The organism is Micromonospora sp. RTP1Z1 (genome assembly GCF_033804685.1).
Classification (GTDB): domain Bacteria; phylum Actinomycetota; class Actinomycetes; order Mycobacteriales; family Micromonosporaceae; genus Micromonospora.
In genome coordinates, this window is sequence record NZ_JAPFQV010000002.1 from 103,372 (window position 1) to 118,001 (window position 14,630).

Genomic DNA, 14,630 nt, shown 5'->3' on the forward strand with positions numbered 1-14,630 from the left:
AGACACAGTTTTGGTCCCCGGACAAGACCGATCGAGGGAGCACCATGGACCGGGCGGGCGCCGACGACGTGGCGGACAAGCGCAGGCTCCGCGAGCTGCTGTGGGACACGCCGAGCGGGCCGCGGCGCGGGCCCCGCCCCACGCTGACCCTGCCGGCCATCGCCCGGGCCGGCATCGCGATCGCCGACGCCGACGGGCTCGACGGCCTGACCATGCAGCGGGTCGCCGAGTCGCTCGACGTGACCAAGATGGCGCTGTACCGGTACGTCCCCGGCAAGGCGGAGCTGGTCGCCCTCATGATCGAGGTGGCGATCGGTGAGCCTCCTCCGCCTCCGGCGGACGCCGGCTGGCGCGGCCAGCTCGACGACTGGGCACGGCAGATGTTCGACCGCTTCCGGCGGCACCCCTGGGCCCTGACGGCCACCGTCGGCGCGCGGGTCATGGGCCCGAACGAACTCGGCTGGCTGGAACGGGCCCTCGCCGCCCTCACCGGCACCGGCCTGCACGGCGGCGAGATGCTGGACGTCGCGGTGCTCCTGCTCGGGCACGCCCGCAACCTGGCCCAGCAGGTGTCCGCGATGGAGACCGGCACGCCGGAGCAGGCACTGGAGTCCGGGCTGGCGGCCCTGCTCCGCGGCCGGGAGGAGTGTTTTCCGGCGCTGATCGCCGCGGTGGAGTCGGCGGCCACGCACGCTGCCCAGGATCAGGCCCTCGACTTCGGACTGTCCCGGATCCTCGACGGCGTCGACCTGCTGATCAAAACCCGCCACCCCTGACCCCATTCCCCTGGTGGACCGGGGAGAATGACCGGATGCAGCCACACCCGAACGTGCAGGCGGTGCAGCGGGCGCTCGACGACGCGGGCGCGCGGGACGGCGCCGGCGGCGCCAGCCAGGTCCGCCTGCTGCCCGAGGCGGTGCACACCGCCGCGGCGGCGGCCGAGGCGCTCGGCGTCGGCGTGGGCGCCATCGCCAACTCGCTGATCTTCGACGCGGACGACGCGCCCCTGCTGGTGCTCACCTCCGGCGCGCACCGGGTGGACGTCGCCGGCCTCGCCGCGTCCATCGGGGTCACCCGGCTGCGCCGGGCCACCCCGGAGTTCGTCAAGGAACACACCGGTCAGGTCATCGGCGGCGTCGCCCCGGTCGGCCACCCACGGCCGCTGCGCACCCTCGTCGACACCGCCCTCGCCGGGCACGACGAGGTGTGGGCCGCCGGCGGGGTGCCCCAGGCGGTCTTCCCCACCACGTACGCGGAGCTGCTGCGGATCACCGCCGGGATCCCGGCCGAGGTGGCGTGAGCAGTCCCGAGCTGGTCACGCTGCACGTGTGGCGGATCCCCCGCACCGCGGTGCCCCGGGCGCTGACCCGGATGGCGCTGCACCCGCTCCGGCTGCGCCGCACCCCCGGCGTACGGTTCGGCAAGCTGCTCGGCACCGGGACCGGCACCGGTTTCGGTCCCGGCGACGCCGACCTGACCCGGTGGGCCGCGCTGGTGGTCTGGGACTCCCCCGCTGCGGCGGCCGGCTTCGACGACTCGCCGGTGGGCCGCTCGTGGGCCCGGATCGCCCGCGCGTCGGTGCGGGTGGAGCTGCGCCCCCTGACCAGCCGGGGCGAGTGGTCCGGCGTCCGCCCCTTCGGCGACCCGCCCGGCGGCCGGGTCGACGGGCCGGTGCTGGCGCTGACCCGGGCCCGGCTGCGAGCCCGCCGGGCGGTCACCTTCTGGCGGGCGATCCCGCCCGTCGCCGCCGCCCTGCACGCCGCGCCCGGGCTGCTCGCCCGGTTCGGTGTCGGTGAGGCCCCGCTGGGCTGGCAGGGCACGGTGAGCGTGTGGCGCGACCCGACGGACCTGGTGGCGTTCGCGTACCGTCACCCGGAGCACCGAGCCGCGATCACGCGCACCCCCACCGAAGGGTGGTACGCGGAGGAACTCTTCGCGCGGTTCGAGGTGCGCGACGTGGTCGGCGACCGGACGGTGCTCGGGTGGGTCGCCGAGGGCGACCCGGAAACGGCGAGGGGACACGCGTGAGGTTGGTGCGGTGGACGCCGGACGATCTGCTCCGGCGGCTGGACGACGTGGTGGCCGTCTACGGCGAGGCGATGGGCTATCGCGCCGACCTGCTGGAGGCCCGGCGCGGCTACATCGCCACCCACGTCCGCCGCCCCGGCTTCCGGGCCGTCGCCAGCCTCACCACCGAGGGCCACCTGGCCGGCTTCGGGTACGGCTACCTCGGCGCCGCCGGCCAGTGGTGGCACGACCAGGTGTACCGGACGCTCGACGCCGACGCCCGGCACCGGTGGCTGACCCACTGCTTCGAGGTGGTGGAGCTGCACGTCCGGCCGCCGGCGCAGGGGCACGGACTGGGCGCCGGCCAGCTGCGCGCCCTGCTCAGCATGGCGGAGGGGACGACCACCCTGCTCTCCACCCCGGAGGCCGACGAGCAGAAGTCCCGGGCGTGGCGGCTGTACCGCCGGTTCGGCTTCGTCGACATCCTGCGCCACTTCCACTTCCCCGGCGACGAGCGGCCGTTCGGCGTGCTCGGCCGGGACCTGCCGCTGCCCGCGCCGGGCCCCGACGCCGGGCCCGGCCCAGCCGCGCCGTGATCCCACGGCGGCTGCCCTGGGCGCTGCTGGCCGTCCTGGTCCTCGCCCAGATCTGCTACCCGCTCACCGTCGGCGCGACCCGGGCCGGGCTGACCGTGGCCACCGTCGTGCTCGGCTACCTGCTCTCGGTCGGCCACGCGCTGCTGCGCCGGGGTGCGCGTACGGCGGGGGCGCTGGTCGCGGTGGCCACCGGCGGCGGGTTCGCGATCGAGGCGATCGGGGTGGCCACCGGCGTCCCGTTCGGCAGCTACGACTACTCCGGGGAGCTCGGACCGAAGCTGGCCGGGGTGCCGCTGATCATCCCGCTCGCCTGGACCTGGATGGCCTGGCCGGCCTGGCTGGCCGCGATCCGGCTCACCTCGTCCCGGCCCGGGCGGATCGCGCTGGCCGCGGTCGGCCTGGCCGCCTGGGACCTCTTCCTCGATCCGCAGATGGTGGCCGCGGGGTACTGGGTCTGGCGGGACGCCACCCCGGCGCTGCCCGGCCTGCCCGGCATCCCGGTCAGCAACTACCTCGGCTGGCTGCTCTTCGCGGTGCTGCTGATGACCGCGCTGCGCCCGCTCGCCGGGCCCGCCGCCGACCGCGCCGACGGGCGGGACGCCCCGATGTTCGCGCTCTACCTGTGGACGTACTTCTCCAGCGTGCTGGCGCACGCGGTCTTCCTCCGGCTGCCCGCCTCGGCGGTCTGGGGCGCGGTCGGCATGGCGGTGACCGCCGTGCCGCTGGCGGTGACGCTGGTCCGCGCCCGGCGCGCCGCCGCCGACCGGCGGGAGCCGCACCGGGCGCCGCGCCCCGGCGTCGACGCGGCGGCATGACCGCCGCCGTCGTCGCGCTCGTCCTCGCGGTCGCCGCGCTCACCGCGCACACCTGGGTCAACGCCACCCGCTGGCTGCGCCACCCCACCGACCGGCCGGTCGAGGTGAAGGCCGGCACCGTCGCGGTGCTGCTGCCGCTGCGCGACGAGGCCGACCGGGTGACCCCCTGCCTGCGCGCGCTGCTCGCCCAGCGGGGCGTGCCCGATCTGCGGATCGTGGTGCTCGACGACGGCTCCACCGACGGCACCGCCGACGTGGTCCGCGCGGTGGCCGGCGACGACCCGCGGCTCACCCTGCTCACCGGGGTCGCCCCGCCACCCGGCTGGCTGGGCAAGCCGCACGCCTGCTGGCAGCTCGCCACCCGGACCGACCCGGCCGCCACGGTGCTGGCCTTCGTCGACGCCGACGTGGTGCTCACCCCGTACGCCGTAGCGGCGGCGGTCACCGAGCTGCGCGCGGCGGGCGCGACGCTGCTGTCGCCGTATCCCCGGATCCTGGTGCGCGGCGTGGCCGACCGGCTGGTGCAGCCGCTGCTGCAGTGGCTGTGGCTGACCTTCCTGCCGCTGCGCGCGATGGAACGCTCGCCGCGGCCGTCCCTGGCGGCGGCCGGCGGGCAGTTCCTGGTCGTCGACCGGGCCGGCTACCTGCGGGCGGGCGGGCACGCGGCGGTCGCCGACAAGGTCCTCGAGGACATCGAGCTGGCCCGGGCGGTGAAACGCTCCGGCGGCCGGATCGCCCTCGCCGACGGCTCGCGGCTGGCCGCCTGCCGGATGTACGAGAGCTGGCCGCAGCTGCGCGACGGCTACACCAAGTCGCTCTGGGCCTCCTTCGGCCACCCGGTCGCGGCGGCCGCGGTGGTGACCGTGCTGCTCCTGCTCTACACGGCTCCCCCGCTGGTCGCGGTCGCGGCGCTGGCGACCGGCGCGCCGGTGGTGGCCGCGCTCGCCCTGGCGACCTACGCGCTGGGCGTCGCCGGGCGGGCGGTCAGCGCCCGGGCCACCGGCGGACGGGCCTGGCCCGACACGCTGGCACACCCCGTGTCGGTCGTGGTCCTCGGTTGGCTGACCCTGCGGTCGTACCATCTGCGGAAGCGACGGCGTCTGACCTGGCGGGGCCGCCGGGTCAGCTAGGAGGGCACGGATGGCGCGGATCGTGGTCATCGGGGCCGGCGTGGGTGGGCTGGCCACCGCCGCCCGGCTGGCCGTCACCGGGCACGAGGTCACCGTCTTCGAGCGGGCCGACACCGTCGGCGGCAAGCTCGGCCGGTACGCCCACGACACCCCGGCGGGGTCGTTCCACTTCGACACCGGGCCGAGCCTGCTCACCCTGCCCCAGGTCTTCCACGACCTGTTCGAGGCGACCGGGGCCAAGCTCGACGAGTACCTCGACCTGACGCCGCTGGACCCGATCGTCCGGCACGTCTTCCCCGGCGGCGGGCCCGCCCTGGACTCCTGCGCCGACCCGGCCGAGTTCGCCGCCCGGATCGGCGCGGCCCTCGGCGACCGGGCCGCCGCCGACTGGCAGCGGCTCTGGCGGCGGGCCGCCCGGGTCTGGGAGGCGTCGCACCGGGACATCCTGCGCCGCGCCATCGACTCCCCCCGCGACCTGGCCGCGCTGGCCTGGCGGCTGGGCGACCTGGCCGCCATCGGGCCCGGCCGCACCCTGCGCGGGCTGGGCCGCAAGCACCTGTCCGACCCCCGGCTGCGGATGCTGCTCGACCGGTACGCCACCTACACCGGCGCCGACCCGCGCCGGGCCCCGGCCGCGCTCGTCGCCGTCCCCTACGCCGAGCTGACGTACGGCGGCTGGTACCTGCGCGGCGGGCTGGGCACCCTGGCCGACGCGCTGCTGTCGCGCTGCCTGGACCTCGGCGTGGTCGTGCAGACCGGCGCCACGGTCACCCGGATCGACGCCACGGGCGGCCGGGTCCACGGGGTACGCCTCGCCGGCGTCGCCGCGCCCGTCCCCGCCGACGTGGTGGTGGCCAACGTCGACGCGCTCACCGTCTACCGGGACCTGCTGCCCAGCCCCCGCCGGCTGACCGGGCTGACCGACCGCAGCCTGGCCGGCTTCGTGCTGCTGCTCGGCGTACGCGGCGATTCCGGGCTGGCCCACCACAACGTCTTCTTTCCCCGCGACCACGACGCCGAGTTCGACGCGGTCTTCGGCGACCCGGGGCGCGGGATCCGGGCCCGGCCGGCGGTCGACCCGACCGTCTTCGTCACCGTCGCCGACGACCCGATGGTCCGCCCGGACGGGCACGAGGCGTGGTTCGTGCTGGTGAACGCCGCCCAGCACGGCACCGCCCCGGGCGCGGTCGACTGGCGCCGGCCGGGGCTCGCCGAGGCGTACGCCGACCGGGTCCTCGACGTGCTCGCCGAGCGGGGCGTGGACGTGCGGGACCGGCTGGTGTTCCGGGAGATCCGTACCCCGGCCGACCTGGACGCCGCGACCGGCGCGCCGGGCGGGACGATCTACGGCACCGCGGGCGGGCTGCTCCGCCCGGCCAACCGGGGCCCGGCGCACGGGCTCTGGCTGGTCGGCGGCTCCAGCCACCCCGGCGGCGGCCTGCCCATGGTCACCATGTCCGCCCAGATCGTCGCCGAGGAGATCGGCCCGGCCTGGTAGCCGCGTCCCTGCGCCGGCCGCAGCTCGCCCGGGGCAGGTCAGTCGGCGTCGATCAGGGCGCGGCGGACGGCGGAGAGAAGCTGCCCAAGGCCGAAGCCGGCCAGCAGCACCCAGACCGTGGTGGCCATCGTGATGGTGCCGGCGGTGAGATCCACGTCGATCAGCCCGGTCAGGCCGGAGACCAGCAGCCCGACCAGGGCCACGCAGACCCGGGTGGGGCGCTCCCCCACGGTCACCGCACCGATCTCCCGCATGCCGGCGGAGACCGCCCGGGCCCGGACGTACTCGTGCAGCCAGGAGAGGCCACCGGCGGCGGCGACCAGCGCGCCCGGCGCGCCGATCAGCCAGAACGCGGTCAGCCAGGCGGCCTCGCCCAGCCGGTCGGCGACCGAGTCGTAGACGTAGCCGAGCCGGGTGGTCCGGTTCGTCGCCACCGCCACCGCGCCGTCGACGCTGTCCGCGACCGCGGCGAGCAGCACGAACAGGGCCCCGAGCATCGGCCCATCCACCGGCCGCCCGACGAACAGCGGCACGCAGACGCAGAGCAGCACCCCGACCACGGTGACCGGGGTCGGGCCGACCCGGAGCCGGCCCAGCACATACCCGACGTGGTAGGCGAACCGGAGCCAGGCGCGGACCACCGGCGCCGCCGCCCGCGGGTCGAACCCGCCGTGCAGCCGCGCCCACGCGGTCGCGTACTGGTCCCAGTTCAGCTGTGTGCCCACCACGGGATCAACCCTAGAAGGGCGCTGCCGGTGTCGGCGGGACGGGCGGTCACCCCCGCGCGCCGGCCCGGAGGTGCTGCCAGACCTCGCGGGTGGCGGTGGACCGGTTGAGGGTGATGAAGTGGATCCCCGGCACGCCCTCATCGAGCAGCTTCGCGCACATCTCGCTGGCCTGCTCGATGCCGAGCCGGCGGACCGCCTCCGGGTCGTCGGCGACCCGCTCGAACCGCTCCGCCAGCGCGGGCGGGAACGGCGCCCCGGAGAGCTGCGTCGACCGCTCGATGGTGCCGATCTGGGTCACCGGCATCACCCCGGCCAGGATCGGGGCGTCGCACCCGGCCGCCGCGACCCGGTCCCGCAGCCGCAGGTAGTCGTCGGCGTCGAAGAACATCTGGGTGATGGCGAACTCCGCCCCCGCCTGACACTTGCGGACGAAGTGCGCGGTGTCGCTGGCCACGTCGGGCGAGCGCGGGTGCTTGTACGGGAAGGCGGCCACCCCGACGCTGAAGTCCCCGGCGTCGCGGACCACCCGGACCAGGTCCTCGGCGTAGTGCACGCCCTGCGGGTGCGGCACCCACTCGCCGCCCGGGTTGCCGGGCGGGTCGCCCCGCACGGCGAGCACGTTGCGCACCCCGACACCCGCCAGCCGGCCGATGACGTGCCGCAACTCGGCGACGGAGTGGTTGACCGCAGTCAGGTGCGCCATCGGCAGCAGGGTGGTCTCGGTGGCGATCCGCTCGGTCACCGCGACCGTGGTGTCCCGGGTCGACCCGCCGGCGCCGTAGGTGATCGAGACGAACGAGGGACGCAGCGACTCCAGCTCGCGGATCGCCTGCCAGAGCAGCCGCTCCCCCTGCTCCGTCTTGGGCGGGAAGAACTCGAAGGAGAAGGTCGGCTGGCCAACACGGATCAGCTCCCCGATCGCCGGCTGGGGATTCGGGAGGACCGAGGGAAGACCGAGCGCCACGCATCGACTCTAGCCGTCGGCGCTCGAGGCACCCATGAACTTCCCAGCGGGCGGACGGCGGCCGCCGGGAGCGTCGTACCCCGTGGGTAGAAACGGGGCAGCGCGGTGGGGTCGGCCGGTGGCCCGCGCGGCGGTCAGCACGATCGGCGGCGCGCCGGTCCGGCACTGCCGGGCGTCCGCGTCGCCACCCGCGCCGACGCCCTCCGGAGGACCGATGATCCCGTTCCCGCCACACCTTAGAGGGAGGGGCGGTACTACCGCCCCTCCCTCTCGGGTCAGTCGATCGCAGTCACCCGGTGAGTCTCGAACGTGACGAACAGGACTCCGTCCGGGTGGAGCACAACTTCAGTGCAGACAGCCTCCGGGGAGAGCTGGGCGGCCAGCTCCGCCAGGCGGACGGGGGTAACCGGGGGATCAACGTACGTGACAAAGACGTTGGCGGAGTCCTGTACGACTCTCACTGCGTAAACCTCCTGTGCTGTGCAACCCTCCCGCGCTACCGGCGGTTGGCCCTCTTAACTAGGAGCCAGACCAAACCGCCGATGAGCACGGCTGACAGCACGACGCACACGGCTATGTGCCACAGCTTGAGAGCAACCATGGCGCGGAACGTACAGCTACCCGGCGACGTTCAGGACTTGGCGCAGCCTCCGGGGAGTGATCCCGAGAGCGGCGGCAACCCGCTCACGGGTGGCCTCGGGTTCCGCCAGCATTTCCAGCGCAAGGGCCCGCGTGACGGCCGTACGGCAGTCCGGGTTCGTTATGTAGATGGGTGACGATGGGCTGGGTCAGCGTATCGAGAGCAGCCCGTGATGGAGTGCGGGCAGGAAGGTCTGGTCGGTCTGCGCTTCGATGTGCAGGTTGGCCCATGCTTCGTTGATGTCGACCTGAACGTCGACGTGGCCGCCGGTGGTCATGGTGAGCCGTAGTGAGAACTCGACGCCGTGCTCGCCGTACAGTTCGGCTTCGCCGGCCAACTCCTGCCACATGCGGTGGACCTGGCCGGCGAATCGGTCGATGTCACCGGCGTCCAGCCAGGACGGGCGGGTGCCGGTGAATCCGCCGCAGGTGGCGGCGAAGACGACTTCCTGGTAGCTGTCGTGACTTGGCTTGGTTTGCAGGACGATCGATAGGCCGCCAGCGTGCCAGGTCATCTCGGCCATGGCCGCACCTCTCGTTCGATGGCCACAGGGCCGGGTGCTCGCGCCCGGGGCTGCCCGATCGTCGTCGGCGCGTCATCTGGCGCGGGAGCGACCACCACCCGATCCTGCAGCATAAGGAACCCCAGCGGCCACCCGCTGGGGTCCTGCTGCCTGGGCTGTTCGTCAGTCGCGCCTACGGAACCTGTCGGGCCAGCCGATGAACCGTGTGTAGAGGGCGCGTACGTCTACATCGTTCGGGTTGAGCTTCGTCAGGTCTTCGCAGGCGTCGTACAGCATCGACCCGAGGTAGACGCATAGCGCGGTGCGGTCCTGGGCGTACGCAGCTTTCAGAGACAGTCGAGCGTTAGCGCACGGCCACGGGTCGGCGCAGGCTCGACACAACCACAGCGGACGTAGCGGCAGATGATCTCTAGGCATGCCACCCGCCGTCCGCTCTGTACGCCTGCCCCCGCGTGAGCAGGTTCCCCGTCCAGAGGATCTGGGTTGGCTGGTTCCAATGCGGCGGCTCGATCGTCTGAGGCTCCTAGATCACGGGATGGAACTTGTCTGGGCATGTCTTCCAGCGGAGTCCGCAGGAGCAATCTCGACGGAACCAGCGCCGCCACCGTCGCCAGACGGGGCGGTGGATCGGAGCTAACGGTACGGGTTTCGCTGCTCTCCGTGTGGGCATACACCATCGTGCTACCGCTGTTACCGATCGTCAACCCCGCTCGCTGTTCCCGATCGTCTGACTATCGGCAGTACCTACCGTCAACCCATGGTCGAGTTCGTGGGGATCGCTGAGATACGAGACCTGCTCGGTGGTGTGTCTCGCGCTCGGGCGTCCGTGGTCGCTTCTCGACGTGACTTCCCTGCCCCCTATCAGGTGTTGAAGATGGGGCAGATTTGGCGGAAGTCCGATGTTGAGGCGTGGATCAAGCAGCATCGGCCTGACCTGGCCGACGACAGCAAGTAGGACACGCAAATGGGGCACGGCGCTACGCCGCGCTCCTCGCGGCGGCCCGCCCGTACCTGCCGCTCGGGGCGACGGCCGCACCCGGAGCGGCCCGGGTCCGGCGACCCCGGTCGACGCCCCGCGCGGCGCGCCGACCCGGCGACACGACGCGACCACCGGGGACCGGCTAGCGTCGTGGCGTGACCCACGCTGCTCCCGTTTCCCCCGTCGACCGCGCCGGCCTGCGTCAGCGGATCGACAAGGCCCTGACCGAGTTCCTCGCCGGCCAGCGCAGCTGGCTGACCGGTGTCGACGACGCCCTCGTACCGCTCGCCGAGGCGATCGAGGCGTTCGTGCTGGGCGGTGGGAAGCGGCTGCGGCCGGCCTTCGCCTACTGGGGTTACCGGGGCGCCGGCGGCGTCGACTCCGACCAGGTGGTGACTACCCTCGCCGCGCTGGAGTTCGTGCAGGCCAGCGCCCTGATCCACGATGATCTGATGGACCGTTCGGACACCCGGCGCGGCGAGCCGGCGGTGCACCGGCGGTTCGCCGCCCGGCACCGCTCCGCGGGCTGGGGCGGCGACCCGGACGGGTTCGGCGACGCCGCCGCGATCCTCCTCGGCGACCTCTGCCTGGTCTGGTCGGACGAGCTGCTGCACTCCGCCGGCCTCGACCCGCACACGGTCGCCCGGGCCCGGCCGGTCTTCGACGAGATGCGCACCGAGGTCACCGTCGGGCAGTACCTCGACGTGCTGACCCAGGCGACCGGGGACAGCTCGCTGGAGCGGGCCGGCAAGGTCGCCCGCTACAAGTCGGCGAAGTACACGGTCGAGCGGCCGTTGCTGCTCGGGGCCGCGCTGGCCGACGCGCCGGCGGAGGTGCGGTCGGCGTACTCGGCGTACGGGTTGCCGCTGGGCGAGGCGTTCCAGCTCCGTGACGACGTGCTGGGGGTCTTCGGGGACCCGGCGCAGACCGGCAAGCCGGCCGGCGACGACCTGCGCGAGGGGAAGCGGACCTACCTGGTCGCGGCGACCCTGGAAGCGCTCGACGACGCCGGCCGGGAGCTGCTGCTCGGCAACCTCGGCGACCCCGGGCTCGACGGCGCCGGGGTGGCCCGGCTGCGCGAGCTGATCACCGACAGCGGCGCGCTCGCCCGCACCGAACAACGGATCGGCGCGCTGACCGAGAGCGCCCTGGCCGCCCTCACCACGGTCGACCTGGACACCGAGGCCCGCCAGGCCCTCGTCGACCTCGCCATCGCCGCCACCCGCCGCACCGACTGACCCTCCGCCCCCAGTCCCCCGACCCCGACCCCGACCCACCCGACCCGGGCGGGGTCAGGCCGGGGCGGGGCGAGGCGGGTGGGTAGGCCGGAGTTGGTCAGAAGCCGAGGGCCTGAGCGCGGCGCTTGACCTCGCGGGCCAGGTCTCCGCCCAGGGCGACGGCCGGGGTGCCGGGGAGGGTGTCGTCGGGCTCGTAGAGCCAGCGCAGCGCCGCCTCGTCGTCGTAGCCGGCGTCGGTGAGCAGGTTGAGCACGCCGGGTAGGTGCTTGAGCACGGTCTGGTTGGCCACCAGGTCGGCGGGGATCCGGCGGACGCCGTCGCGGCGTACCGCGATGAGTTCGCGGTCCCGGATCATCTGGTGGACCTTGCTGATCGACAGGTCGAGCCGTTCGGCGACGTCCGGCAGGGTCAGCCAGGCGGCCAGGTCGGTGGGTCCGGGCAGGTCCGCGCCGGTGGCGGCCTGGTCGGCGGGTATGGAATCGGTCACCCGACCACCCTGCCACGTGCCCCGTCCGGGCCCGGCAACGGCACCCCCACCGATGCGACGACCGGGACCCCGTGGGCGGGGCGAGCGCGGCGGGACGGGGCGGATCGGATCCCGGCTGTAGCATCCTGTTCAACCTTCACCCTCCCGACACATAGACTGCCTGCCGATGGACACACAGGTCGCCGACACGTTGCTGGGCTCGCTGATCGACGGGCGCTACCGCATTCGCGGTCGCGTGGCCCGCGGCGGCATGGCGACCGTGTACACCGCCACCGACGAGCGCCTCGAGCGCACCGTGGCGGTCAAGATCATTCATCCGACCCAGGCCCCGGAGGCCCGGTCCCGGATGGCGGGCTTCGTGGCACGGTTCACCGACGAGGCGAAGACCATCGCCCGGCTGACCCACCCGAACGTCGTCGCCGTCTACGACCAGGGCACCCACCGCGGCCTCCCCTACCTGGTGATGGAGTACGTCCGCGGTCGCACCCTGCGCGACGTCCTCGCCGAGCGGCGTCGGCTCAACCCGGACGAGGCGCTGGCCATCGCCGAGCAGATGCTCGCCGCGATCGCCGCCGCCCACCGGGCCGGCCTGGTGCACCGGGACGTCAAGCCGGAGAACGTCCTGATCGCCGAGGCGCCCACCGGCGGCCCGGCCAACCTGGTGGACAGCGTCGTCAAGGTGGCCGACTTCGGGCTGGCCCGGGCGGTCGAGGCGAGTGCCGAGGAGGAGAACGGCAACCAGCTGATGGCCACCGTGGCGTACGTCGCCCCGGAACTGGTCACCGAGGGGCGCGCGGACACCCGCACCGACGTCTACTCGGCCGGGATCGTGCTGTTCGAGATGCTCACCGGCCGGGTCCCGTACGACGGCGACCGGCCGGTGGACGTGGCCTGGCAGCACGTGGACCGGGACGTGCCGGCCGCCTCGACGCTGGTGCCCGGCCTGCCCAGGGTGCTCGACGACCTGATCGCCCGAGCCACCCGGCGGGATCCGGGGGCCCGCCCCGCCGATGCCGGCGCGCTGCTGGCCGAGGTGCAGGTCGCCCGGGACGACCTGGGCAACGCGAACTCGCACACCGCCATGCTGCGGCGGCTCGGCGACGACACCGGGCCGATGTCCCAGCCGACCATGGCGGTGGCCGCCCTCCGGCCCGCCGAGCGCCCCGCCTGGGCCCGGCTGCCCGAGGCTGGCGGGCCGCGCCCGCACCGCCGTCGGGCCGCGCCGGAGGGCGCCGACCTGGGCGGCCGGCTGGCCGGGCTGCGTACCCGCGTCATGGGTTCCCCCCGCGGCCGGCTGGCGGTCGCCGCAGCGGCCGTGGTGCTGGGCCTGGTGGCCGCCTTCGGCGGCTGGTGGTTCGGGGTGGGGCGGTACACGGTCGCCCCGCAGTTGGTGAGCCTGAGCAAGGCCGACGCGGAGGGGCGGGCCGCCCGCGCCGGCTTCACCCTCGCCTACGCCGAGCCGCGGTACGACGAGAAGGCGCCCAAGGACAGCGTGCTCGGCCAGGACCCGGTCTCCGCCACCCGGATCGTCAAGGGCGGCACGATCACGCTCACCCTGTCGCTCGGGGCGGAGCGGCTGCCGGTGCCCGACGTGGTGGGCAAGGACTTCGAGCTGGCCCAGGCGGAACTGACCGACGCCAAGCTGGTGGTGGCCAAGGGCACCGCCCGGTACGACGACAATCTGCCCTCCGGGGTGGTGGTGGCCACCGAACCGAAGGGGGGCACGGTGGTCAAGCCGGGCAGCAAGGTGACCGTCGTGCTGAGCAAGGGCAAGGCCCCGATCTCGGTGCCGAACCTGGTCGGCAAGAACATCAACGAGGCCCGGGCGGCGCTGGCGCAGCTCGGGTTGACGCCGGTGGAGACGTACAAGGACTCGGACAAGCCGAAGGACGAGGTCCTCGGCCAGAGCCCGGCCGACGGCACGGGTGTGGAGAAGGGCGCCCAGGTCAAGCTGGACATCAGCAAGGGCCCGGCGCAGGTGGTCGTCCCCCGAGTCATCGACCTGCCCTGCCCGCAGGCCCAGCAGCAGCTGCAGAGCCAGGGCTTCCCGGTGACGGTGCAGGGCGATCCGAACGCCGTCGTCCGGTTCCAGAATCCGGCCGAGAACTCCCCGGTGCCGCCCGGCACCCCGGTCACCATCGGATGCCTGTGAACGCGCACCGGCCGATCGGCTCGCACACCCCTACGTCGGGCGGGCTGGCGAAGGCGGCCCTGCCGTACGTCGAGGCGACCGGCTCCGAGGTGGTGCAGGTCTACGTCTCCAACTCGCGCGGCTGGGCGCTGCCCGCGGGTGACCCGGCCCAGGACGCGCTGTTCCGCGACGGTTGCGCCGAGCGCGGCGTCCCGGTGTATATCCACGCGTCGCTGCTGGTGAATCTCGGCTCCCCCACCCCGGCGACGGTGGAGAAGTCGGCGCAGACCCTGGCGCACGCCCTGCGCCGGGGGGCGGCGATCGGCGGCCGGGGCGTGGTCTTCCACGCGGGCAGCGCGGTCGACGCGGGGCACGCGGAGGCGGCGATGCGGCAGGTCCGGGAGGTGCTGCTGCCGCTGCTGGACGAGGCGGCGGCGGTCGGTGGGCCGATGCTGCTGGTCGAGCCGAGCGCGGGCGGGGGCCGGTCGCTGGCCTCCCGGGTGGAGCAGCTCGGCCCCTACCTGGACGCGGTGGACCGGCACCCCGGGCTGGGGGTCTGCTTCGACACCTGCCACGCCTGGGCGGCCGGGCACGACCTGGCCGCCGAGGGTGGCATGACCGCGACGCTGGACGCCCTGGTGGCGACGGTCGGGCCGGGCCGGTTGACGCTGGTGCACGCCAACGACTCGAAGGACCTGCGCGGCTCGACCCGGGACCGGCACGAGAACATCGGCAAGGGCACCATCGGGGAGCCGGCGTTCGCCGAGCTGATGCGCCATCCGGCCACCGCGGGCGTCCCGATCGTGGTGGAGACCCCGACGGAGAAGCACGTCGGCCACGCCGCCGACATCGCCACCCTCAAACGCCTCCACCCCTGACCAAACCGGCCGAGGG

At 74.1% G+C, this 14,630-nt stretch carries 16 protein-coding genes; 11 read left to right on the forward strand and 5 right to left on the reverse strand.

Annotated elements, in window-relative coordinates; translation table 11 throughout:
* Nucleotides 1–44: 44 nt before the first annotated feature.
* The 7 genes from SLP03_RS01870 to SLP03_RS01900 are packed head-to-tail and all read left to right on the forward strand — an operon-like array spanning nt 45 to nt 6,046.
* Nucleotides 45–776: a TetR/AcrR family transcriptional regulator gene (locus tag SLP03_RS01870; protein WP_319458716.1), complete on the forward strand. Its 732-nt coding sequence runs from the start codon at nt 45–47 to the stop codon at nt 774–776.
* 35 nt (nt 777–811) lie between these two features.
* A complete protein-coding gene (locus SLP03_RS01875) occupies nt 812–1,300 on the forward strand; it encodes a YbaK/EbsC family protein (protein ID WP_319458717.1) in 489 nt (162 codons plus the stop codon).
* A complete protein-coding gene (locus SLP03_RS01880) occupies nt 1,297–2,028 on the forward strand; it encodes a monooxygenase (RefSeq protein WP_319458718.1) in 732 nt (243 codons plus the stop codon). The genes SLP03_RS01875 and SLP03_RS01880 overlap by 4 nt, the downstream gene beginning before the upstream one ends.
* Nucleotides 2,025–2,603 (forward strand): GNAT family N-acetyltransferase, encoded by a 579-nt coding sequence (locus tag SLP03_RS01885; protein WP_319458719.1) that lies wholly within the window; start codon nt 2,025–2,027, stop codon nt 2,601–2,603. Before SLP03_RS01880 ends, SLP03_RS01885 begins: the two co-directional genes overlap by 4 nt.
* Entirely contained in the window at nt 2,603–3,418 is an 816-nt protein-coding gene (locus SLP03_RS01890; protein ID WP_413644201.1) for a carotenoid biosynthesis protein, read from the forward strand. Before SLP03_RS01885 ends, SLP03_RS01890 begins: the two co-directional genes overlap by 1 nt.
* Nucleotides 3,415–4,548, forward strand: a complete 1,134-nt coding sequence (locus SLP03_RS01895; protein WP_319458721.1) for a glycosyltransferase family A protein — start codon at nt 3,415–3,417, stop codon at nt 4,546–4,548. Before SLP03_RS01890 ends, SLP03_RS01895 begins: the two co-directional genes overlap by 4 nt.
* Before the next feature lie 10 nt (nt 4,549–4,558).
* The gene (locus SLP03_RS01900; RefSeq protein ID WP_319458722.1) at nt 4,559–6,046 is read left to right on the forward strand and encodes a phytoene desaturase family protein; all 1,488 of its coding nucleotides are present in this window, start codon (nt 4,559–4,561) and stop codon (nt 6,044–6,046) included.
* A 38-nt stretch (nt 6,047–6,084) separates the two neighbouring features.
* Here SLP03_RS01900 and SLP03_RS01905 read toward each other — a convergent pair whose 3' ends face one another.
* From SLP03_RS01905 to SLP03_RS01920, 4 genes are all read right to left on the reverse strand, one after another.
* Nucleotides 6,085–6,774: a CDP-alcohol phosphatidyltransferase family protein gene (locus SLP03_RS01905; RefSeq protein WP_319458723.1), complete on the reverse strand. Its 690-nt coding sequence runs from the start codon at nt 6,772–6,774 to the stop codon at nt 6,085–6,087.
* A gap of 46 nt (nt 6,775–6,820) precedes the next feature.
* Complete coding sequence (metF, locus tag SLP03_RS01910; RefSeq protein WP_319458724.1) at nt 6,821–7,738, reverse strand: methylenetetrahydrofolate reductase [NAD(P)H]; 918 nt, start codon at nt 7,736–7,738, stop codon at nt 6,821–6,823.
* A 275-nt stretch (nt 7,739–8,013) separates the two neighbouring features.
* Nucleotides 8,014–8,199 carry a hypothetical protein gene (locus tag SLP03_RS01915; protein WP_319458725.1) on the reverse strand — a complete coding sequence of 62 codons (186 nt, stop codon included), beginning with the start codon at nt 8,197–8,199 and terminating at the stop codon, nt 8,014–8,016.
* A gap of 327 nt (nt 8,200–8,526) precedes the next feature.
* A complete protein-coding gene (locus SLP03_RS01920; protein WP_319458726.1) occupies nt 8,527–8,901 on the reverse strand; it encodes a hypothetical protein in 375 nt (124 codons plus the stop codon).
* A gap of 757 nt (nt 8,902–9,658) precedes the next feature.
* On the opposite strand from SLP03_RS01920, the gene SLP03_RS01925 reads away from it, so the two are divergent.
* Together SLP03_RS01925 and SLP03_RS01930 are read left to right on the forward strand one after the other, a co-directional pair.
* On the forward strand, nt 9,659–9,856 hold the full coding sequence (locus SLP03_RS01925) for a hypothetical protein (RefSeq protein WP_319458727.1): 198 nt from the start codon (nt 9,659–9,661) through the stop codon (nt 9,854–9,856).
* Between the two features lie 179 nt (nt 9,857–10,035).
* The gene (locus tag SLP03_RS01930) at nt 10,036–11,118 is read left to right on the forward strand and encodes a polyprenyl synthetase family protein (RefSeq protein WP_319458728.1); all 1,083 of its coding nucleotides are present in this window, start codon (nt 10,036–10,038) and stop codon (nt 11,116–11,118) included.
* A gap of 97 nt (nt 11,119–11,215) precedes the next feature.
* Here SLP03_RS01930 and SLP03_RS01935 read toward each other — a convergent pair whose 3' ends face one another.
* Complete coding sequence (locus SLP03_RS01935; RefSeq protein ID WP_319458729.1) at nt 11,216–11,605, reverse strand: Rv2175c family DNA-binding protein; 390 nt, start codon at nt 11,603–11,605, stop codon at nt 11,216–11,218.
* Between the two features lie 166 nt (nt 11,606–11,771).
* Here SLP03_RS01935 and pknB point away from each other — a divergent pair, with 166 nt between their 5' ends.
* Together pknB and SLP03_RS01945 are read left to right on the forward strand one after the other, a co-directional pair.
* On the forward strand, nt 11,772–13,757 hold the full coding sequence (gene pknB / locus SLP03_RS01940) for a Stk1 family PASTA domain-containing Ser/Thr kinase (RefSeq protein ID WP_319458730.1): 1,986 nt from the start codon (nt 11,772–11,774) through the stop codon (nt 13,755–13,757).
* Complete coding sequence (locus SLP03_RS01945; protein WP_413644169.1) at nt 13,754–14,614, forward strand: deoxyribonuclease IV; 861 nt, start codon at nt 13,754–13,756, stop codon at nt 14,612–14,614. Before pknB ends, SLP03_RS01945 begins: the two co-directional genes overlap by 4 nt.
* Nucleotides 14,615–14,630 lie beyond the last annotated feature (16 nt).